The organism is Amycolatopsis sp. NPDC051106, assembly GCF_040682775.1.
Classification (GTDB): Bacteria; Actinomycetota; Actinomycetes; order Mycobacteriales; family Pseudonocardiaceae; genus Amycolatopsis.
In genome coordinates this window covers 19,980-41,436 of record NZ_JBFBBQ010000045.1, presented here as the reverse complement: position 1 = coordinate 41,436, position 21,457 = coordinate 19,980, and the positions used below count along the sequence as shown (strand labels likewise).

Below are 21,457 nucleotides of genomic sequence, written 5' to 3'. Positions count from 1 at the left end.
GGGGGAGCACCGGTGATCGAGGCGCGCAGGCCGGCGACGGCGGAACAGACCGAGGTGTGGCTGGCCATGCAGCGGGAGCCGGAGTCCGCCCGGTTCACCATCCCGCTCGACCTGGAGTTCACCCCCGGCGTCGACGTCGGGGCGCTGCGGGCCGCGCTCGGCGACGTCGTCGAGCGGCACCCCAACCTGCGCAGTGCCTTCCACGCCGAGGGCGGCGAGCTCGTGCAGGTGGTGCACGAGCGGCCGCCGGTGCCGTTCGCCGAACACCGGCGGCCGGGCCGCTACGACCGTGCCGCGGCCTTGGAGTGGGCCGCCGCGGTCGCGTCGCAGCCGTTCGACCTTACCTCCGAGCCGCTCGTGCGGGGCGCGCTGCTGACCGCCGACGGCGGTGCGTTGTTCGTGCTGGCGGTGCACCACATCGTGTCCGACGGCTGGTCGCAGGGCATCCTGCTGCGCGACCTCGCGCACGCCTACACCTCGCGGACGGCCGGGAATGCGCCGTGGGACGCGCCGCTGCCCGCCGAGCCGTCCACTGTGGACGTATCGCCGGGTGAGCTCACGTCGTACTGGGCGGGCCTGCTCGCCGACCAGCCGCCGTCGCTGGCCCCGATCGCGGACCTGAACCGGCCCGGCTCGGTGCCCGGGGTGGCCGGTTTCCACGAGCACGTGCTGTCCGGCGAGGTCCTCGACCGTGTCCGCGCGGTGGCCCGCGAGCGGCTCGCGTCACCCGCGGCGGTCGTGCTGAGCGCGTGGCTGACCCTGCTGCACGCGTGGAGCGCCACCGGCGACGGCACCACGGGCATGCTGTTCGCCTCGCGCACCGGCGAGAACGAGGACCGCGTCGACCTGCTGGCCCGGGTGCTCCCGGTGCGCAGCAGCCTCGGCTTCGCCGAATCCTTCACCACGCTCGTCGACCGCGTCCGCGACCAGGTGCTCGACTCGCTCGAGCACTCGGCCGTGCCCTCGGCGCGGCTGCGCGAGATCCGGCGTGACGGCGGCGCGGCCCTCATCGACAACAGCGTCTTCATGTACTTCCCGGAGCAGGAGCAGACCTGGACCGCCGGGGACACGACCGTCCGGGTCGTCGAACACGAGACCGCCGCCGGGAAGTACGACCTGTCGCTGGCGGCGCTGGAGGGCGAGGCGCACCTGCGGCTGCGCGTCGACCACGACACGCTCGTGTACCGCGGCAGCACCGCCGAACTGCTGCTCGCCCAGCTGGTCAAGCTCCTCACCGACGCCGTCGCCGACCCGGCCGCGAGCTGCGGCGCGCTCGTCGCCGCGTGCGATCCCTTCGTCCCGGGCCGCCCGGAGACCGAACGCGAGCCGGTCAACCGCGTTCTGCTGCCCGATCTGGTGCGCCGGCACGCGCAGCTGCGACCGGACGCGGTGGCCGTGCGCTACCACGACGAAGTGCTCACCTACGCCGAGCTCGTCGGGCGCGCGGCGTCGGTCGCGAACTGGCTGCGCGCCGAAGGGGCCGGCGCCGAGTCGCTCGTGGCGCTGCTGCTGCCACCGGGGCCGACGTCGGTGGTGTTCTGGCTGGGCACGCTGATGGCGGGCGCGGCCTACGTGCCGCTGGACCCGGCCTACCCCGACGCGCAGTTGCAGATGGTGATCGACGACGCCCGCCCGCGGCTGGTGATCGGCGCGCCCGGGTTCGTCGAGCGGGTGCGGCTGCCGAAGTGCCCGATCTACCTCGTCGACGAAGCGCTCGCCGAGGCCGCCCGCCACCCGGCCACCCCGCCGGCGGTGGAGATCGACCCGGCGTCGGTGTTCAACGTGCTCTACACGTCCGGCTCGACGGGCCGGCCCAAGGGTGTCGTGTGGCCCCACTCGGGGTTCGTCCGGCTGCTGGACCGGCCCGACTTCGTGCCGCTGCACCACACCGACGTCGTCTCCCAGCTCTCCCCGCTGAACTTCGACGGCGCGACCTACGAGGTCTGGGGCGCGCTCACCCACGGCGCCGAGCTGGTGATCTTCGACAAGGAGCTGACGCTGAGCCCGCCGGAGCTGCGGACGGCGTTCCGCGAGCGCGGGATCACCACGCTGATCGTGTCGACGCCGCTGCTGAACCGGCTGATCGAGGACGTGCCCGACCTGTTCCCCGGCCTGCGCCGGGTGTACTTCGGGGGCGAGATCATCTCGGTGCCGCACATGGAGAAGGCGCTGCGCTGGTGCGCGCCCGGCACCCTGCTGCACAGCTACGGGCCCACGGAGAACTCGTTCACCTCGACGTGGACGCCGGTCACGGCGATCGAGGAGCACACGCGCACGCTGCCGATCGGCTCGGTCGTCCCGGAGACCGACGGCTACGTCGTGTTCGACCACGCCACGATGCGCCAGGCGCCCCGCGGGGTGCCGGGCGAGTTGCTGCTGGGCGGCACCGGCGTCACCCGCGGCTACCTGGGCAACCCCCGCGAGACGGCGCGGCGCTTCATCCCGGACCCGTACTCCGGCGTGCCGGGCGCTCGCCTGTACCGCACGGGCGACCGGGTGCGGTGGCTGCCGGACGGGCGGCTGGAGTTCATCGGCCGCAACGACAACCAGGTGAAGATCCGCAGCCAGCGCGTCGAGCTCGGCGAGGTCGAGTCGGCGCTCGCGGCGCACGCGTCGGTGGAGGCGGCGTTCGTCCGGGTGTGCCTGAACAGCCGTGGGGAGAAGGAGATCGCGGCGTACGTGGTGTTCGGCCCGGGCGGCACGGTGGAGGAGCTGCGGAGGCACGCGCGGGAGGTGCTGCCGGCGTTCGCGGTGCCCCGGTACCTGGTGCCCTTGGACCGGATGCCGCTGACGCCGAACGGGAAGATCGACCGGCGGCGGCTGCCCGAGGTCGACGAGGCGGTTCCCGCCGTCGCGCCGGTGGTGCCCGCGGTCGTCGCGCCGGCGGACTCCACTGTGGACCTGGTGCGGGCGGCGTGGGCGGAGCTGCTCGAGCACGACACGTTCGCGATGGACGACAACTTCTTCGACGTCGGCGGGCATTCGCTGATCCTGGTGAAGCTGCAGGCGAACCTCCGGGCCCGGTTCGCGACGGCCCCGACGATCGGCGACCTGCTGCGGCACACGACGGTGCGGGCCCAGGTGGCGTTGCTGGCGAACGTCGCGCCGGTCGGTCTCGCCTCCACCGGCGCGGCGGAGCCCGCGCGTGCCTCCGCGACCTCGGCGCCGGAGACCACGCCCGCTGCGGTACCGACCGGCGAGCCCGTGAGTGCGGAGCCCGCAGTCGCTGCGGCCGCGTCGACGGGCATCGCCGCGCCGCCGGCGGGTCCCGTGCCCGGCGGGCGGCAAGTGCTCGCCGTGTCCGCGGCGACCCCCGGCGCACTCGCCGAAGCGCGGCGGCGGCTGGCCGAGCACCTCACCGCCGCCGACGACCTCGACCTCGCAGGCGTCGCGGCCACCTTGGACCGCGGCCGCGAACGGTTCCCTCACCGCTTCGCCGTCGTCGCCGGGGATGTCGCCGAAGCCGTGACCGGGCTGCGCGCCGGCACCGGGCAGGCCGGGGTCGTCGACCGGACGCGTCCGGTCCGGGTGGTCTTCGCCTTCGGCCCGGCGGCGTTCGCCGGGCAGCACGCGCTGCTCGCGGAGTTCACCACCCGCGGCGCGGTTCCGGACGTCGTCACCGGCGACGGCACCGGGCACCTGAGCGCCGCCGTCGTCGCCGGGGTGCTGTCCTTCGCCGACGGCGCGCGCCTGGCCGAAGCCCTCGACCGGGGTACTCTCACCGCCGCGCTGGACGAGGTCACCTTCGCCCCGCCCGTCGTGCCGATCGCCACTCCGGCGGGCATCCTGCCCGCCGGGCGGCCGCTCGACACCCGGCTGTGGGCCAAACACCTCACCGCGCCCCCGGACGCGTCGGCGCTGCTCGCCGCCACCGGCGGCCGGGCGGCCGTCGTCGCCGGCTTCGGCGGTGAGTTCTCGGCCGCGATCGCGGCGCGCCCGGAACTGACCGGGGTGTCGGTGGTGTCCTCTTCGGACGTCCACCCGGCACTGGCCGGGCTGTGGTGCGCCGGGGTGAACGTCGAGCTGAGCGACCGCCGGGCGCGCCGCGTCCGCCTACCCGGCTACCCCTTCGCCCGCCCGGCCGGGCTCAAGCCGGGGCAGCCGACTTGAGCAACGCCACGACCGCGGCCGACTTCGCGTCGTCCAGGAAGCGCAGGCCCATGAAGTTGTCGCCTGCGTTGAAGCCGGGCAACGCCCAGAGCGCTTCGTAGGGCAGCCCGACAGCCTGGTAGCGACGCAGGCTGTAGACGTTGCTGAACAGGCACTTCCCCGGGTCGGGGGTCCACAGCCGGCGCGCGAAGGCGGGGTTCCGGAAGCCGTGCCCCACTTCGGCGGCGGCTTGGACGTGCTTGCGGCCGGTGAACAGCACGACGTCCCCGGTGCTCACGGTGTCCATCCGGCGGTCGTACTTGTCCTTGGCGCCCCAGAACCGCGCCCGCCCGCCGGGGTGCAGCGCGTCCAGGCGGGCGAGGTCGGCCGGATCGAGAAGGTCGGCGTAGGCCCGGTAGGCGACGGTCTTCTCCAGCGACTCGGCCCCGTACCGGCGGGCGTCCGCGGTGCCGTAGGCGGGCTGGATCAAGACCTGGACCACGGCCGCACGGTACCGCGTCACGGTTCGCGCGCCACCACGTGCTCCGGCGATCGCCTTGGTTCCTGGGCGGGGATGCCACCGCGGGCGGGAAGCGGGTCGTCGGTGACCTTGACCCAGCCGCGCACCCCGGCCGGCGCCCGCCACCCCGGCACCTCCTCGGCGACCTGGTCGTGCACGCCGAGCGCGTGGCTGCAGTGCTCGTGCCACGCGCTGATCATCGCTGCCCGGGTACGAGCGCGCCGCAGGTCGGCGTGCAACGCGAGCAGTTCGTGCACCGAGTGCCGGGACACGTCCTCGGCCGAGCCGAGACCCGCGGGAGTCCGCCCCTCGCACACCGGGCAGGCGCACGGCCACAGCTGCGCCAGGTCAGGAGTGTCCGCGAAGACCCGGCTGAGTGTTTCGAGGCGGTGGTAGGCCAGCAGCGGGGTGACGAACGCCGAGATCCCGGGACGAGGCGGCCGTCCGCGCCGCTGGTGGGGATAGGTGTGGCGCAGTGCGCTGATCGTGCCGGCCGCGCCCGCGTGCGCTCCGTGGCACAGCGCGCCCACGGCGGCGATGTCGGACCTCAGGAGGATCACCGGCACCGTGACCGCAGCCAGCAGGCGGAGGAACCGCCGGACCAGGTACTGGATCCCGAACGGGTCGTCGCGGTGCTCGACCGCGATCGCGACCGGAACCCCGCGCGCGTTGATCTCGCGGATCAGGGCACCGCACGCGGCGTTCGTGGCGAACCAGCGTGCGGCCAGGGGCAGTACCGCCACCACCGCAGATCGACGATGCGCCGCCGCCCGGAGGATCGTGCGCAGTCCGCGGATGTCGTAGAGGGCGACGTACCCGGAATCGGTGAGCGGGAGCAACCCGAGCGCGGCCTGCCGGCCGAGCCACGCCGGGTGCGTCCCCCGGCCGGCGCCGACGCGCTTGCTCCCCGAATACCGGTCGGCGTCGCACAGGAGCGGACCGGTGAACCCGCGGTCGCGCAAGGCCCGGACGGTTCGCTCGAGGTCTCCGCCGGTGAGCACGAGGCCGGCGTCCCACGTCCGCGCGATCTCCGCGGCGACGAGTGCCTGGCGCGGCCGGCACTGGATCAGCAGCCGCCCGGCGATGTCGTCCAGGCCCGCACTTCCCACGGTTCCACCGTGAGCCGCGAGGGCCGGCGCTGTCACCGGTGGTCACACGGGTGCGATCGCCAATCCGTGGAACGGCCCAGCGGTCCGGGTGCGGAGCGTGATGCCCGCGGATCCTGTGGGTGACCTCAGCCGCCGTGAGTGGTGTCGCTCTGGTAGTCCGTGTACGTGTACGGGTTGTCGAGGACCTTCGCCTCCGGGATGTCCGGGTTCATCCCCTTCGCCCACGCCTCCTCGCCCAGCTGCCCACGCAGGTAGTCGACCGTCTCCTCGACCCGCCGCCGGACCGCCGGGAGGTCCACGTCCACCAGGCGGCCGTCGCGTTTGACGATGCGGCCGCCGACCAGAACCGTGTGGACGTCGCCGCGCTGGGCCTGGAAGGCCACGTGGCCGTACGGGTTCAGCAGCGGGAACGACACCGGTGAGTGGTCGTTCTTCAGCAGCACCACGTCCGCCTTCTTGCCCACCTCCAGGCGGCCGAGGTCCGGGCGGCCCAGCGCGGCCGCGCCGCCGCGGGTGGCCCACTCCACCACCTGCTCCGCCCGCAGCGCCGCGTGCGTCACCGTCTCGCCCTTCGCGTGCGCCTCCAGGTGCTCGCGCGAGCGGTCCGCGCCCAGCGTCGTGCGCATCGCCGAGAACAGGTCGCCGCTCCACCAGACCGACGTGTCCATCGACAGCGACACCGGGATGCCGAACGTCCGCAGCGCCCAGGTGGGCGGGTAGCCCTGGCCCGCGCTCTGCTCGCTCTCCGTCGACACCGACACCGACCCGCCGGTCGCGGCGATCCGGTGGTAGGAGTCCGCGGAGAGGGACGCGCCGTGCACGTAGATCGTTTCCGGGGTCATGAACCCGTGGTCGTGCATCAGCTTGATGCCGTCGTCGCCGGTCGCGCCCCAGACGCCGGCGTGCGTGGTCACCGGTACGCCCAGCTCGCGCGCCACTTCGAACGCCGGTTTCTCCGGGAACGCCGGGTCGCCGGTGACGTCGAAGGCGAGCTGGAAGCCCAGGTCGCCGCCCGTGCGCCGGGAGACGAAGTCGCGGAACTCGGGGGTGGCCGTCCAGGTCGCCGGGGCGTCCTGGATGTTGCCGTAGGCCAGCACGAACCGGCCGGGCACGGATTCGAGCGCGTCGGCCGCCGCGTCGGCGTGCTGGGTGGTCTGCAGGCCGTGCGACCAGTCCACTGTGGTCGTGACGCCCGCTTCGAGCGCTTCCCACGCGCCGAGCAGGTTGCCCGCGTAGATGTCCTCGGGGCGGAACACCTTGCCCCATTCGAGGTAGTACCAGACGAAGTACTGCGTCAGCGTCCAGTCGGCGCCGTAGCCGCGCATCGCCGTCTGCCACATGTGCCGGTGGGTGTCGATCATCCCCGGCATGACGATGCCGCCGGTGGCGTCGATCTCGGTCGTGCCCGCCGGGACCTCCAGCGCGGGCCCGATCGCGGCGATCTCGCCGCCGGTGACCAGGACGTCTTCGCCGGGCAGCACCCGGTGGGCGTCGTCGAGGGTCAGCACGGTGCCGCCGCGCAGGACGATCGGTCCGGTCATTACTGCCTCCGGTTGCGTACACTCGTCCGCTCTACGGACACTCGAACGGTGAAGTCACCTTTGCCCAGTGCCGCGCCGGTGTCAATCCCCGTCGATCGCCGCCGCTACGCTGCGGGCAGGACTGCAGAGGGAGGTCGCGCATGCCACGCGAGGGAACGGGTCCCGACTTCATCGAAGCGCTGGCGCGCGGGCTCGAGGTGATCACGGCGTTCGGGCCGCACCGGCCGGAGATGACCCTGGCCGAGGTGGCCACGGCCACCGGCCTCGCCCGCCCGACCGCCCGCCGGATCCTGCTGACGCTGGAGGAGCTCGGCTACGTCCGGGCCGGCGGACGCGGCTACGCGCTGACCCCGCGCGTGCTCGACCTCGGCGTCGCCTACGTCCACTCGATGGGGTTGTGGGACATCGCCCGGCCGCACCTGGAACGCCTGGTCGAGCGGACGAACGAGTCGTGCTCGATCGCTCAGCTCGACGGCTCCGACATCGTCTACGTCGCCCGGGTCGCGGTGCCGAAGATCGTCGGGCTCAGCGTGCAGATCGGCACCCGCTTCCCGGCTTTGCCGACGTCGCTGGGCAAGGTGCAGCTCGCCGCATTGCCACCGGACGAGCTGGAGGCGGTGCTGGCCCAGCCGACCCGATCCGGGCTCGTCCCGCGCTGGCAGCCGGACCGGGGCGAGCGCGACGCCGAGCTGCGCGAGGTCCGCGCCCGCGGGTGGGCGCTCACCGACGAGCAGCTCGCGCTGGGCATCCGCTCGGTGGCCGCGCCGCTGCGCGACGGTTCGGGCCGGGTGATCGCCGGGGTCAACGTCAACTGCCACGCCGCCGAGACGTCGGTGGAGCGGCTTCTGGACCACCACCTGCCGCTGCTGCTGCAGACCGCCGGGGAGATCAGCGCCGACTTCGCGCGGCTGCACGACGTCCCGCACGTGACCGTGCCCGCGGTGTCTTGACCGTCGCGGCTCTCCGGAGCAAACTGCGGACAAGAGTCCGTCAGACGGACAGGAAGTGAGGAGCCGGGTGGATCACAGCGCTGCCGGCCCGTTGACCGGGCTGCTGGTCGCGGACTTCTCCCGGGTGCTCGCCGGGCCGTACGCCACGATGCTGCTCGCGGACATGGGCGCCGAGGTCGTCAAGGTCGAAGGGCCGCAGGGCGACGAGACGCGCACGTGGATGCCGCCGGTGCGCGGCGACGTCTCGACCTACTACCTCGGGGTGAACCGCGGGAAGCGCTCGATCGCCCTCGACCTGCGTGACGAGGCCGACGCCGCCGTCGCCCGCGAGCTGGCGGCCCGCGCGGACGTGGTGATCGAGAACTTCAAGCCCGGCGGCCTGGCCAAGTACGGCCTCGACTACGACTCCGTCAAAACGGCCAACCCCGGCAGCGTCTACGCCTCCATCAGCGGCTTCGGCTCGGGTGAAGGCGCGCACGTGCCCGGCTACGACCTGATGGTGCAGGCGATCTCGGGCCTGATGAGCCTGACCGGCGACCCGGACGGCCCGCCGTACCGGGCCGGGATCTCGGTGTTCGACGTGATGGCGGGCAACCACGCGGTGATCGGCATCCTCGCCGCATTGCGCCACCGCGACGCGACCGGCGAAGGCCAGCACGTCGAGGTCAACCTGCTGTCCTCGGCGCTGACCGGGCTGGTCAACCACAGCTCGGCCTACGCGGCGGGCGGGGTGGTGCCGTACCGGATGGGCAACGCCCACCCCAGCGTCTTCCCCTACGAGCCGCTGCCCACCGCCGACCACGACCTGATCGTCGCCGCGGCCAACGACGGGCAGTTCCGCCGGCTGTGCGAGGTGCTCGGCCTGCCCGAGGTCCCGGACGACCCGCGGTTCGCCCGCAACGCCGACCGCACGAAGAACCGCGAAGAGCTGCGGCCGGTCCTGGTCGAGCGGCTGAAGGAACGCGGCGCGGTGGAGTGGTTCGACGCGCTGACGAAGGTCGGCGTCCCGTGTGGACCGATCAACACCATCGACGGCGGGTTCGCGATGGCCGAGCGCTTCGGCCTCGACCCGATCGTCGAGGTCGGCGACGGCGACCGCGCCGTCCCCACGACCCGGCACCCGATCCGGTTCTCCGCGACCCCGGCCGCCTACCGGCTGCCGCCGCCGGAGCTCGACGAACACGGCGCCGAACTGCGCGCCTGGCTCACGGAGACCCCGCATGACTGACCCCGCCTACGAGACCGCGCTCGGATCGTCCACCAAGGACAAGATCACGCTGCTCGGCCAGGACCTCGCCGAGGACGTCATGGGCACGGTCGGGTTCGGCGAGCTGGCCTTCTGGCTCGCGACGCAGCGACGTCCGTCCTCCGGGGAGACCCGGGTCTTCGAAGCGGTGCTCGCGGCGCTGGCCGACCACGGCTTCACGCCCACCGCGATCGTGACGCGGCTGACCTACCTGTCCGCGCCCGACTCGGTCCAGGGCGCGCTGGCCGCCGGGCTGCTCGGCGGCGGGTCGCGCTTCCTCGGCGTCACCGAGGACTGCGGCCGGTTCCTGCACGACGTCCTGACGCACGCGGAGCAGCCGACGGACGAGGCGGGCTGGGACGCGCTCGCGCTGAAGACCGTCGAAAACCGCCGTGCGGAGAAGAAGTTCGTCCCCGGGCTCGGACACCACGTGCACAAGGACGGCGACCCGCGCACCCGGCGGCTGTTCGAAATCGCCGAAGAGGAAGGCCTGCGCGGCCCGCACCTGGAGCTGTTCGCCGCTATCGGCCGTGTGCACCCCCGGGTGCTCGGGAAGACGCTGCCGCTCAACGGCGCCGGTGTCTGCGGCGCCGCGCTGGCGGATCTCGGGCTGCCGCTGGAGCTGCTGCGCGGGTTCGCGCTGCTGGCCCGGACCGCCGGGCTGATCGGCCAGCTCGCCGAGGAGCTGCGTCACCCGGTCGCGAACGACATCTTCCTGTCGGTCGACCTGAACAACCGGCCGGTCCCGCCGGACCCGCAACGCTGAGAGGAACGCCGATGCAGCTCGTCACCGAGGACAACATCACCGAGCTCGCCGCGCAGCGCTGGTCGAGCGCGCACGACCCGCGGACGGCGGAGGTCATGGCCGCTCTCGTCCGGCACCTGCACGCCTTCGCCCGCGAAGTGCGGCTGAGCGAGACCGAATGGATGGCCGCCATGCGGTGGCTGACCGAAACCGGGCAGATCAGCAACGAGAAGCGGGAGGAGTTCATCCTCGCCTCCGACGTGCTCGGCCTGAGCATGCTGGTGGTGCAGATGAACCACGCCTTCGACGCCAAGGCGACCCCGGCCACCGTGCTCGGCCCGTTCCACATCGACGGCTCGCCGGAGAAGCGGTTCGGCGGTGACATGTCCGACGGCCTGCCCGGCACCCCGCTCTACGTCACCGGCACCGTCCGTGGCCTCGACGGCTCCCCCGTCGCCGGCGCGGTCCTCGACGTCTGGCAGGCCGACGAAGAAGGCGCGTACGAATCACAGATCGCGGACATCGACGAAGCCCGGCTGCGCGCGAAGTACGCCACGCGCGCCGACGGGACCTACTGCCTGCGCACCATCGCGCCCAAGGGGTACTCGATCCCGATGGACGGCCCGGTCGGCGAGCTCATCCGCGGCACGGACATCAGCCACTTCCGCCCGGCCCACGTGCACTTCCTGATCAACGCGGCCGGCTACGAGCCGCTGATCACGCACCTGTTCCAGGAAGGCGCCGAGTACCTCGACAGCGACGTCGTGTTCGGCACCAAGCAGGAGCTGGTCGTCACCTTCGAGTCCCGCGACCCGGGACCGACGCCCGACGGCGGGGAGTCGGCCGAGCCGTGGCTCGAGGCGCGCTACGACTTCGTCCTCCAGCCCGTCTGAGCCCGGTGCGCGCGGCGGAGATCCGGGCGGCCGGCGGTTCCCCGGTGGTGGCCGACCGGCCGGTGCCCGAGCCGGGGGTGGGTGAGGTCGCGGTGAGTGTCACGGCCGCGCCGATCACCCCGCTCGACCTGCTCTGCGCGTCCGGCACCTCCTACTTCGGCGCGCCGGAGACGCCCTACGTGCCGGGCGTCCAGGGAGTCGGGGTGCTGACGCGCCCGACGCCGACCGAGGCGGCCGGGACCGCGGTCTGGTTCGCCACGACCGCGGGTATGCGGCCCGGGGACGGCAGCATGGCCGAGCACGTCGTCGTAGCACCGGATGACCTGGTGGTCCTGCCGCCGGGGGCGGATCACGCGCTCGTGGCGGCGCTCGGTCTGTCGGCGGTCGCGGCGTGGATGTGCTTGACGTGGAAGGGAAACCTCACCCCGGGTGAGACCGTGCTGGTGCTGGGCGCCGGCGGGGTGGTCGGCCAGTCGGCGGTGCAGCTGGCCCGCGTGGCCGGGGCCGGGCACGTCGTCGCGTGCGCGCGCTCGGCCGCCGCGCTGGAGCGGGCCCGGCGGCTCGGCGCGGACAGCGTCGTGCGGCTGACCGAGGACGACGACGTCGACAGCCTGGCGCGCCGCCTCGGTGAAGTCCCGGTGGACCTCGTCATCGACCCGGTGTCCGGGATCCCGGCCGCGGCGGCACTGCGCGCCCTGCGCCCGGGCGGGCGGCTGGTGAACCTCGGGAGCGCGGCCGGCGACGAGTGCCCGGTGTCCTCGGCCGTGCTGCGCGGCAAGTCACTGCACATCCACGGCTACACGAACAACGAGCTCGACCCCGGCCGCCGCCGCGAAGCACTCCTCACGGTGGTGCGGCACGCGATGACCGGGGCGCTGACCGTCGACTACGAACGCGTCCCCCTGCGCGACGCGGGTGATGCGTGGACCCGCCCGGGGCGGATCGTGCTGGTGCCTTAGCGGCCGTAGCCGTTCTCGACCAGCCGCTTGCCGATCAGGTCGAACACGGCCTCGTCGTCCGGCACGACCGTGGCCAGGCCGTCGACGTACCGGTTGAACATGCAGAAGGCCGCCGCGATCAGGACCGTGTCGTGCAGCTCGGTGTCGGTCGCGCCCTCCGCGCGTGCGGCGGCGACCAGCTCCTCGGTGACCGCGCGGCCGGTCTCCCGCACGGCGAGCGCGATCCGCAGCAGTGCCTTGAGCTTCGCCGACACGGGGGCGTCGTCGATCCCGCCGCACGCGGCGTCGACGACGGCCCGGCCGCCCTCGATGGTCTGGGCCGCCACCGCGGCGTGGCTGCCGGTGCAGAAGCGGCACTCGTTGCCCTGCGAGACGAGCGTGGCGATCAGCTCGCGCTCCCCGATCGTCAGGGTGCTGGGGCCGCGCAGCAGGACCTGGCCCAGTTGCCCGAGCGGCGCCGCGGTCTCCGGCCGGTAGGCGAAGAGCGCCGAGATGCCGGGCAGCTGCGGGTCGAGCGGGATGTGCGGCATCGGATCTCCTCGCGGGTGGTGAACGATCTCCCGTGAAGTCTTTCGGTCGAGGGCGGCCCGGCCAACCTCCGCGTTGCCCAACCGGGCCGCCGCCGAAAGGATCAGCCGAGGGTTCAGCCGATGGTGACGTCGTCGGCGTAGAGGGCACTTTGGCCGTACCAGCCGTGGACGTACACCGTCACCGCGCCGGACGCGCCGGTCGTGAACGGCACCGACAGCTGGGTCCAGCCGCTGCTCGAGGTCCAGGTGCTGGCGTTCGCGCCGCCCCGGACCCCGAGGTAGGCGTAGCTGCCCTGCACCCACGCCTTGAGCGTGTAGGCGTGGTTCGGCGCGAGCGTGACGTTCTGCGCCGCTTCCCCGGTGGCCGAGGAGGTGGGCACGATCTGCAGCGCGTGAGTGCCGGAGTGGGCCGGTGACGCGACGATCGCGTCGCCCGCGGCGCTCCACGGGCTCAGGGCGCCGGTCTCGAACCCGCCGTTGACGACCGAGCCGGTAGGAGCGGTTCCGTTGACCGTGAGAGTGAACGTGGCGCTGTGGCTGCCGGAGGTCCCGGAGCCGGTCACGGTGAGCGGGTACACGCCGGGAACCGCGGCCGACGTCGTGGCGATCGAGAGGGTCGCGCTGCCGCCCGCGGTGACCGAGCCGGGGCTGACCGACGCGGTGACGCCGGCGGGCGCGCCGGAGACCGAGAGCGTCACCGGCTGGGCGGAGCCGGACGTGACGGCGGTGCCGATCGTCGCCGAGGTCGAGGCACCCGGGTTCACCGCGGCCGAGGCCGGGGTGGCGGCGAGGGAGAAGTCGTTGCCGGGCACGGTCGTGCCGCCGGTGAACGGCGCGAAGGCGTGGCTGAAGAACCAGGTGTCCTGGGCGATGCCGGAGCAGTTGTCCGCGGCGGCGCCGCCGGGGCAGCTGCCGTTGTCGCGTTGCAGGGCCCAGAACGACAGTTCGTTGATGCCCTTGGCGACCGCCCAGTTGTAGACGGTGGCCGCGTCGGCGGTCGTGAAGGTCTCGGCCGGGCCGAAGTCGTCGACGCCGATCATCTCGGTGATCCCGACCATCGCCCACAGCTGCGCCTGCGTCTTGCCCGGGTACAGCGCGCCGAGCTGGGAGACGAGCCCGTTCGCCGAGGTCTGGGTGTCGGTGGCCATCTGGTGGGCGGCGTTGTCGTAGTAGTCGAAGGTCATCATGTTGACCACGTCGACGCGGGTGCCGTTGGCGACGGCGTTGCGCAGCACGGCCAGGCCGCTGTCGGCGAGGCCGCGGGTTGTCGTGGGCAGGGTGTAGGAGATCTGCAGCGACCGCCCGGACGCCGCGGCCCAGTCCTGGACCTTCTTGATGGCCTTGTTGCGGCGGTCGATGCCGGCGGAGTTGGTGAGCGAGTTGTCTTCGATGTCCATGTCGAGCCGGGGGACGTCGTAGGTGGTGAGCACCGACTCGTAGGCCGCGGCGATCGAGTCCACGCTGGTGCAGCTGTCCGCGATCTCGGTGCCGGTGTTGTCGGCGGTGTAGCCGCCGAAGGACGGGATGACGTCGCCGCCGCGGGAGCGGATGGTGGCGATGTCCGGCCCGAACGTCGAGTTCGCGATCGGCATCCCGGTGTCGCCGTTCCAGTAGACGGTGCAGGACCCCTTGGTGGCGGCCTGGATGAAGGCCATCGTGAGGTGCTTGGCGCCCGACTGCTGGGCCAGCGCGGCGGGACTCTCGCCGGTCCAGGCCTCGAAGTAGGGCGCGAAAACGTGCGCGGGCAGCGGCGTCGCGGCCTGGGCGGTCCCGGCCACGCCGGCCAGTGAACCGGCCGAAATCGCTGTCAGGGCCAGCAAAACGGACATTCGAGAGAAAGATCTGCGTCGACGCATCTGCGCTCCAGTGCCGGCGGGAGCCGTGCCGCGGCGTAACACGGCGAGAACGTCTCCAGGATTGGATCAGACCAATATCGGCGTCAAGGTCCAGACCACTAAACCGGCCGGATGGCGCCACGCGTTGCTTCTTTCCCATTTCGCCGGTCGATGACCGACTGTGAGCAACAATCGGATACAAAAACGTGCCAACTCCTGCGATCTGCCGGTAGCGTGCGCGTCCATGCGGGTGAAATGGGGGACGATTGGACAGCGCAGAGTGACCAAGCCGTGGCGTGCGGCACCGAAGGCCGCCCTCTCCAGCCCGCTCACCCTGATCGTCGCGGCGGTGACCTCGCTGCTCGCCTGCTTCCTCGGCACGGCCGCGGTCCTGCAGGCCTCCGCCGCCGGCGGCGCGACGATCGCCTACCAGAGCGGGATCACCTGCCCCGACAGCTACGGCCCGGTCTTCGGCAAGGGCAACATCCCGGTCAAGGACATCCCGGCCGTCACCGGCGCGGTGCAACGCCACGCCGGCGCGCACGGCTTCGGCGCGCCGGTCGTCGGCCAGTACACCACCGTCCTGCCCGGCACCCAGTTCAACGGCGACCCGAACTACAAGATCCGCCTCGCCTACCGCGACCAAGCCGGTCTGGACAACCTGTCACTGCAGCAGGGCACCCGCGCGCCCGGGCTGTGGCTCGGCAACGTCGTGGCCGACGCCGAGCACATCGGCGTCGGCACCAAACCCAGCATCCAGGGCATCGGGCTGCCGCCGGTCACCGGCATCTACCGCGACCTGCTCGACCCGCCGCCGCGCTGGTGGTGCTCGCAGCAGTCCGGCGCCGTCGTCGACCGGCTGGCCAACGACCCGATCGACTCGATCGTGTTCGCCACCGACCGCAAGACCTTCGACGACGCGGTCGCGGCGATCGGCCTGCCGAAGATGCAGTACTTCCACATCTCGTTCTACGAACCGGCCCCGGCCACGCTCAGCGCGGCCGAAGACCTGCTGCAACGCTCTCGCGACCTCATCGCCGACGTCCGCGCGGACCTCACCGCCCAAGGGCTCGGGAACCTGGTCGCCGCCGACGTCCCGACGTTCGAACGCTCCGTGCAGATCGCCCGCCAGGCCCAGGACAACGTGTTCGTCTCGATCCTGCCACTCGCGCTGATCAGCGTCCTGGTCGGCTGCGCCGGCCTCGGCACCGTCGCCCTCCAGTGGTACCAGCGCCGGCACGCCCAGCTGCGGCTGCTCTCCGCCCGCGGCAGCGGCCCGGGTGCCCTCGGCGGCCTCGCCGTCGCCGAACTCGGGCTGCCGATCCTGCTCGGCGGCGCCCTCGGCGCCGCCGCCGCCCGCCTGCTGCTCGGCGTGTACGGCCCACCCGGCGTACCCGACCCCGAAGCCGAACTGCGCGCCGGCGTCGTCGCCGCGGGCGTGCTGGTGCTGTCGCTCGCGCTGCTGGCCCTGGTCGTCGCCGTGCGGGCGCACCGGGAGTTCGAACTCGGCCGCATCCGCCGCGAAGGCAACCGCATGCGGCTGCTCGGGTACTTCCCGTGGGAGCTCGCGACAGCCGGCATGGCGTGGCTCGGCTGGACCCGCCTGGCCCACTACAGCACCGGCTCACGCCTCGGAAATCCCTTACCCCAGGTCGATCCGCTGGCCCTGACCTACCCGGTGTTCGTCGTGCTCACCGTCGGCCTGCTGACCGCGCGGCTGGCGTGGCTGGCCCTGCACGCCTCCCACCGGGCCCGGTTCTGGTCGCGCCCGGCCCTGCAGCTGGCGATCCGGCGGCTGGCCGGCGCCCGCGCCCCGGTGACCGGCGTCCTGGTCATCGGCACCCTCGCCATCGGCACGCTGGCCACCGGCATCGGCATCGCCAACGGCCAGGAAGCCGCGCTCGACACGAAGTCGTCGATCTTCGTCGGCGGCAACGCCCGCCTCGACACCGACAGCCCGATCGGGATGGGCACCGTCGCGATGCCCGCCGCGCTCGCGCAGAACAGCACCGTCGTCGGCGAACTGACCGGCACCGGCGGCGTCGTGCTGGTCGTCGATCCCGCGACGTTCACCAAGGGCGCCGCCGCCGGCGACGTCCCGGCCGGCGACCTCGACGGGCTGCTGCGGCAGATCTCCCAGCCGAACCCGAACGGCACGCCGGTGATCCGCGTCGGCCACACCGCGAAGCAGACCACCCAGCTGCCCGACGGGCTGCGCGACGCCGTCACCGTCGCCGACCTGCCGGTGTTCCCGATGATCGGCACCTCCCCCGGCTACGTCGTGTCCCGCACCGCGCTCGACCACGGGCAGCTCGACCGGATTCCGAAGTGGAGCGTCCTGACCGGCGCGCCGATGGCCGACGCGACCGCCGCCCTGCGCGCCGCGGGCGTGTTCATCCCCAACCGGATCAGCCGCGAGAGCGCACTGGACAGCCTGCCGTTCTTCGTCGTGTCGTGGACGTTCTCGTTCGTGGCGCTGCTCGGCGCGGTCCTCGGCGTCGTGGCGATCCTCGCCCTGCTCGTCGCGGTCGAGGTCCGGCGCCGCCAGAACGCCCTCGCCGGAGCGCTGGTGCTGCGGATGGGGATGCGGCCACGGACCCTGCTGGCGAGCCACCTGATGGAACTGGGCGCGCTCAGCGGGCTGGCGATCGTCGTCGGCGTGGTCTGCGGTGTCTCCGTGGCCGGGCTGTCGGTGCCGCGGTTCGACCCGGCGACCTTCCTCGCGCCGCGCTCCGAGCTGCCCGACCCGCTGCCGTTCGTGCTGACCGTGCTGGTCGTCGGCGTGCTCGTGGTGGCCATGGCCGGCTGGATCGCGGTGCGCTCGGTGCGCACCGCCCGGACCGCGGAGCTGATCCGTGCCTGACAAACCGATCTTCTCCCTGCGCGGCATCGGCGTCGACTACCCGACCCCGGCCGGCGTCGTCACCGGCGTCGACGACATCAGCTTCGACGTCCCCGCCCGCGGCATGACCGTGTTCGCCGGACCGTCGGGCTCCGGCAAGTCGACGCTGCTGCGCGTGCTCGGCCTCTTCGAACAGCCCGTGCGCGGCACCCTGACCTTCCAGGGCGCCGACGTCCGCAAGCTCAAGCACCGCGAACGGCGCGCCCTGCGGCGCCACCACCTGGGGCTGGTGTTCCAGAACCCGTCCGATAACCTGCTCGGCTACCTTTCGGTCGCCGAGAACCTGCGGGCCGCGGCCGAAGCCGCCGGAACAGACTGCGACCCCGGCGACATCCTCGGGCAGCTCGGCCTGCACGGCACCGGCGACTGGAAGATCTCCGCGCTCTCCGGCGGCCAGCAGCAGCGGCTCGCGTTCGGGTGCGTGCTCGCCGCGCGCTCCACGGTGATCCTCGCCGACGAACCGACCTCCCAGCTCGACGAGGGCTCGGCCGACCTCGTGCTGGACACCCTGCAGTACCTGGTGGACCAGGACTTCGCGGTCCTGGTCGCCTCCCACGACGAACGCCTCATCGACCTCGGCGCGCGCGTGGCCCGGCTGCACAAAGGCACGCTCGACGCCGTCGAAGAACGGGAACCGCAGCCATGACCGAGTCCATGCTGGAAGCCGTCGGGCTCCGCCGCAGCTTCGCCCACCCCAGCGGCGACATCGAAGTGCTGCGCGGGCTCGAACTCCGCGTCGCCGCCGGCGAGCTCGTCACGGTGTCGGGCCGGTCCGGGTCGGGCAAGAGCGCACTGCTGGCACTGCTGTGCGGGTTCGACTCCCCCGACTCCGGCTGCGTGCTCCTCGACGGCGTCCCCATCAGCGGCGCACCGCCGTGGCACACCTGCGCTGTGCTGCCGCAGGCCCTCGGGCTCGCCAACGAACTGACGATCGCCGAGAACGTCGCCCTGCCGCTGCGGCTGCGCTCCGACGTACCCCGCCCGTCCCCCGCGGTGATCCAGGACCGGGTCACCGAACTGCTGGACGAGCTGGGGATCGGCGAGCTCGGCGACCGCTATCCCCTCGAGGTGTCGTTCGGGCAGCAGCAACGGGTCGCCCTGGCGCGTGCGGTGGCCGGGAGGCCCCGGGTACTGCTCACCGACGAGCCGACCGCCCACCTCGACGCCGGCAGCACCCCCCGGGTCCTGCGGCTGCTGCGCCGCTGCGCCGCCGAGGGAGCGGCGGTGATCGTCGCGACCCACGACGACGAGGTCCACCGCATCGCCGACCGCCGCGTCCGCCTCCTCGACGGAGTCCTCACCGCTCTGCTCGACTGACCGAGGTCTCCCCAGCGTGCGACTCCCGGCACGCGGACTCGTCGCCGCCCGGCGCCGAGATGCCTTCGGCGCCGTGAATGACTCATTCACGGCGTCCGGCGCCAGGAATGAGTCATTCACGGCATTCGTGCCCGCCGTGCCCCCCAGGGTTCTGGCAAAGTCACCAGCCTGGCTGCCCCGGCGCAGGCCATGGGCGCGCGCCCTGGGCAGAGGTCTTGAATGGGTCATTCAGGACCTCTGTATCCGGCTGCGGCGGTTGAGGCGCTGCCGAGGCGGAGGCGACACCGGACCCGGCTTGGCCGGGTTCGGTGTCGCGAATGAGTCATTGGGGGCGTCTGGCGTCCGGAATGACTCATTCGCGACGTCCGGACCGCGGGCGAGTGGGCTGGGATCCGTCGCACGGCAGCGGCGGAAGCCAGGTGGCTGAACCCGCGACTTTGCCGGAACCCTGGCCACGCCCCCAGGGACCACACCCAACCGATCAGGAATCGAGAAGCGCTGGTCAGCGGACCGCGAATAGCGTCATCGCCGTACCGCACCACCGACTTCAGGAGCACCCGCGATGAGCACCCAGGGGATCAAGACCGTTCTCCACCCCGTCACCGACCTCGCCGCCGCCAAAGCCGTCTACACCGCCCTGCTCGGCACCGAACCCCAGGCCGACGCCCCCTACTACGTCGGCTACGACACCGAAGGCCAGCACATCGGCCTCGTGCCGAACGGCGCGCAGCAGGGCATGACCGGCCCGGTGACCTACTGGCACGTCACCGACCTCGCAGGCAAGCTCGCCGAGGTGACCGCCGCCGGCGCGAAGGTCAAGGACGAACCGAAGGACGTCGGCAACGGCCGCCTGGTCGCGACCTTCACCGACGCCGACGGCAACGTCCTCGGCCTGCTGCAGGATCCGGCCTAGTCCAGCGCGGTCGACCGGCTGACCTCCTCCCAGGCCGCCAGGTCCGCCGCGAGCGCCTCGTGCTGGGCCCGGATCGCTTCCACGGCGTCCGCTCCCAGCGCGAGGTGCAACGGCGCGTCGGCACTGCCGACCGCGCGCACGATCGCCGCGGCCGCCTTGGCCGGGTCGCCCGGCTGGGTGCCGTCCATCGACTCGACCGCGTCCCGCGTGCCCGACGTCGACACCGCGTACGCGTCGATCGTGCGGGAGCGGTGCATCCGGCCGCCGCCGAACTCCGTGCGGAACGCGCCCGGCTCCACGATCAGCACCCGCACCCCGAACGGCGCGACCTCCGCCGCCAGCGCCTCGGACAGGCCCTCCAGCGCGTACTTCGCCGCGGAGTACGCGCCGAAGCCGGGCATCGACAGCTGCCCGCCCATCGAGCTGATCTGCACCACCGTGCCGCTGCCCTGGGCCCGCAGGTGCGGCAGCACCGCCTTGGTCACCGCCACCGCACCGAAGAACATCACTTCCATCAGCGCGCGCAGCTCCTCCAACGTGAGCTCCTCGACCGCGCCGACCGAGCCGTTGCCGGCGTTGTTGACCACGACGTCGATCCGGCCGAACTCCTCGAGCGCCGTCTTCACCGCGGCCTCGACCTGCCCGGCATCGGTGACGTCCAGCGCCGCGGTCCGGACCCGGTCCCCGCCACGCTCCCGCAGCCCGGACAGGGTTTCCGGCCGCCGCGCGGTGGCCAGCACCCGGTCACCCGCGGCCAGTGCCGCCAGCGCGATCTCCCGGCCGAACCCGGAAGAGCAACCGGTGATCAGCCAGACGCGGCCGTCGGTGTTCGTCATCTTCGCGTTCCTCCCAGTGGATTCCTCCCTGCCATCCTGGGGACGATCACGACCACTCCGCCAACACCGATCTCCTGCCGGGGCTACAGTCCCAGCCTGTGACTCCTGAGCTCCGGCAGCTTCGCTACTTCGTCGCCGTCGCCGACGAAACCAGCTTCACGCGCGCCGCCGCCGGCCTGCACATCGCCCAGCAGTCCCTCTCCCAGCAGATCACCGTGCTCGAACGCACCCTCGGCACACGGCTGTTCGACCGCGACCCCCGCGGAACCCGCCTCACCGCCGTCGGCGCACTCTTCCTGCCGGAAGCACGCGCGGTCCTCGCCCGCGCCGACGAAGCCGTCGCGACCCTCGCGCGCGCCGTGCGCGGCGAGATCGGCACCGTCCGGCTCGCGTTCCTCACCACCACGGCCAACTACCTGCTGCCCCCGGTCGTCCGCGCCGTCCGCGAGCGCTTCCCCGGCCTCGCGGTGACCACGGCCGAAGCCCCGATCGCCGAACTCGTCGACGGCCTGCGCGAACGCCGCTTCGACCTCGCGTTCACCCGGCCGCCACTGGTGGAAGGACTCACGTCCCGGACCCTGCTGACCGAGGAAGTGTGCGCGGTCCTCCCGGCCGGCCACCCGCTCGCCGAGCGCGCCTCACTGAAGCTCGCCGACCTGGCCGGCGAACCGTGGGTGCTCACCCCGCGCAGCACCTGGGAACCCTGGCACCGCAGCTACGACGCCGACTTCGCCGCCGCCGGCTTCACCCCGCACGTCGTCCAGCGGGCCGCCACCGTCCAGGGACTCCTGGGCCTCGTCGCGGCCGGCGTCGGCGTCACCCGCCTGACCCGCTCCTCCCACAGCCTCCGACGCGGCGGCGTCGCGTTCGTACCGCTCGAGAACGACGTCGCCCGCACCGAACTCGTGTGGGTACCCGGCCACGACAACCCCGCGATCCCGGTCATCGCCGACGTCGCCGCCGAACTCGCGGCGACCACCGACCTGACCGAAGCCGGATAACGCCACCCGAATCGGGAAGGTTGCCCGATCCCGCCCCATTCACATCGAAAGTTGATTCACCAGCCCATTTG

Annotated in this window: 17 protein-coding genes; 11 read left to right on the top strand and 6 right to left on the bottom strand. The window is 72.7% G+C overall.

All coding sequences use genetic code 11. The annotated features are described in order from the left end of the window. The first annotated feature begins 12 nt into the window (after window positions 1-12). On the top strand, window positions 13-4,110 hold the full coding sequence (locus AB0M83_RS29170; RefSeq protein WP_364521594.1) for an amino acid adenylation domain-containing protein: 4,098 nt from the start codon (window positions 13-15) through the stop codon (window positions 4,108-4,110). Here AB0M83_RS29170 and AB0M83_RS29165 read toward each other — a convergent pair. The 3 genes from AB0M83_RS29165 to AB0M83_RS29155 all read right to left on the bottom strand — a co-directional run bounded on the left by AB0M83_RS29165 (window position 4,088) and on the right by AB0M83_RS29155 (window position 7,259). Then, window positions 4,088-4,591 (bottom strand): hypothetical protein, encoded by a 504-nt coding sequence (locus AB0M83_RS29165; RefSeq protein WP_364521593.1) that lies wholly within the window; start codon window positions 4,589-4,591, stop codon window positions 4,088-4,090. The genes AB0M83_RS29170 and AB0M83_RS29165 overlap by 23 nt on opposite strands. A gap of 17 nt (window positions 4,592-4,608) precedes the next feature. Beyond that, a complete protein-coding gene (locus AB0M83_RS29160; RefSeq protein WP_364521592.1) occupies window positions 4,609-5,718 on the bottom strand; it encodes a hypothetical protein in 1,110 nt (369 codons plus the stop codon). 125 nt (window positions 5,719-5,843) lie between these two features. Next, window positions 5,844-7,259, bottom strand: a complete 1,416-nt coding sequence (locus AB0M83_RS29155) for an amidohydrolase family protein (RefSeq protein ID WP_364521590.1) — start codon at window positions 7,257-7,259, stop codon at window positions 5,844-5,846. A 140-nt stretch (window positions 7,260-7,399) separates the two neighbouring features. On the opposite strand from AB0M83_RS29155, the gene AB0M83_RS29150 reads away from it, so the two are divergent. From AB0M83_RS29150 to AB0M83_RS29130, 5 genes are all read left to right on the top strand, one after another. Then, window positions 7,400-8,209: an IclR family transcriptional regulator C-terminal domain-containing protein gene (locus tag AB0M83_RS29150; protein ID WP_364521589.1), complete on the top strand. Its 810-nt coding sequence runs from the start codon at window positions 7,400-7,402 to the stop codon at window positions 8,207-8,209. Window positions 8,210-8,276: 67 nt separating this feature from the next. Next, window positions 8,277-9,437, top strand: coding sequence for a CaiB/BaiF CoA-transferase family protein (locus tag AB0M83_RS29145; protein ID WP_364521588.1), 1,161 nt, complete (start codon window positions 8,277-8,279; stop codon window positions 9,435-9,437). Further along, window positions 9,430-10,221, top strand: coding sequence for a citryl-CoA lyase (locus tag AB0M83_RS29140; RefSeq protein ID WP_364521587.1), 792 nt, complete (start codon window positions 9,430-9,432; stop codon window positions 10,219-10,221). The genes AB0M83_RS29145 and AB0M83_RS29140 overlap by 8 nt, the downstream gene beginning before the upstream one ends. An 11-nt stretch (window positions 10,222-10,232) precedes the next feature. Next, window positions 10,233-11,093: a dioxygenase gene (locus tag AB0M83_RS29135; protein ID WP_364521586.1), complete on the top strand. Its 861-nt coding sequence runs from the start codon at window positions 10,233-10,235 to the stop codon at window positions 11,091-11,093. A 5-nt stretch (window positions 11,094-11,098) separates the two neighbouring features. Next, window positions 11,099-12,052: a zinc-binding alcohol dehydrogenase family protein gene (locus AB0M83_RS29130; protein WP_364521585.1), complete on the top strand. Its 954-nt coding sequence runs from the start codon at window positions 11,099-11,101 to the stop codon at window positions 12,050-12,052. Here the strand turns inward: AB0M83_RS29130 and AB0M83_RS29125 are convergent. After that, the gene (locus tag AB0M83_RS29125) at window positions 12,049-12,582 is read right to left on the bottom strand and encodes a carboxymuconolactone decarboxylase family protein (protein WP_364521584.1); all 534 of its coding nucleotides are present in this window, start codon (window positions 12,580-12,582) and stop codon (window positions 12,049-12,051) included. The genes AB0M83_RS29130 and AB0M83_RS29125 overlap by 4 nt on opposite strands. Before the next feature lie 113 nt (window positions 12,583-12,695). Then, window positions 12,696-14,411 (bottom strand): glycosyl hydrolase family 18 protein, encoded by a 1,716-nt coding sequence (locus AB0M83_RS29120; RefSeq protein ID WP_364521583.1) that lies wholly within the window; start codon window positions 14,409-14,411, stop codon window positions 12,696-12,698. A 286-nt stretch (window positions 14,412-14,697) separates the two neighbouring features. On the opposite strand from AB0M83_RS29120, the gene AB0M83_RS29115 reads away from it, so the two are divergent. The 4 genes from AB0M83_RS29115 to AB0M83_RS29100 all read left to right on the top strand — a co-directional run bounded on the left by AB0M83_RS29115 (window position 14,698) and on the right by AB0M83_RS29100 (window position 19,549). Continuing rightward, complete coding sequence (locus AB0M83_RS29115) at window positions 14,698-17,280, top strand: ABC transporter permease (RefSeq protein WP_364521582.1); 2,583 nt, start codon at window positions 14,698-14,700, stop codon at window positions 17,278-17,280. Further along, window positions 17,273-17,965: an ATP-binding cassette domain-containing protein gene (locus tag AB0M83_RS29110; RefSeq protein ID WP_364521581.1), complete on the top strand. Its 693-nt coding sequence runs from the start codon at window positions 17,273-17,275 to the stop codon at window positions 17,963-17,965. Before AB0M83_RS29115 ends, AB0M83_RS29110 begins: the two co-directional genes overlap by 8 nt. Then, window positions 17,962-18,636, top strand: a complete 675-nt coding sequence (locus tag AB0M83_RS29105; protein ID WP_364521580.1) for an ATP-binding cassette domain-containing protein — start codon at window positions 17,962-17,964, stop codon at window positions 18,634-18,636. The genes AB0M83_RS29110 and AB0M83_RS29105 overlap by 4 nt, the downstream gene beginning before the upstream one ends. Before the next feature lie 562 nt (window positions 18,637-19,198). Further along, window positions 19,199-19,549 (top strand): VOC family protein, encoded by a 351-nt coding sequence (locus AB0M83_RS29100; protein ID WP_364521579.1) that lies wholly within the window; start codon window positions 19,199-19,201, stop codon window positions 19,547-19,549. Here AB0M83_RS29100 and AB0M83_RS29095 read toward each other — a convergent pair. Beyond that, window positions 19,546-20,385, bottom strand: a complete 840-nt coding sequence (locus AB0M83_RS29095) for an oxidoreductase (RefSeq protein ID WP_364521578.1) — start codon at window positions 20,383-20,385, stop codon at window positions 19,546-19,548. The two genes, AB0M83_RS29100 and AB0M83_RS29095, sit on opposite strands and share 4 nt — an antisense overlap. Window positions 20,386-20,483: 98 nt before the next feature. Here AB0M83_RS29095 and AB0M83_RS29090 point away from each other — a divergent pair, with 98 nt between their 5' ends. Then, window positions 20,484-21,386, top strand: coding sequence for a LysR family transcriptional regulator (locus AB0M83_RS29090; RefSeq protein ID WP_364521577.1), 903 nt, complete (start codon window positions 20,484-20,486; stop codon window positions 21,384-21,386). The last annotated feature ends 71 nt before the right edge of the window (window positions 21,387-21,457 follow it).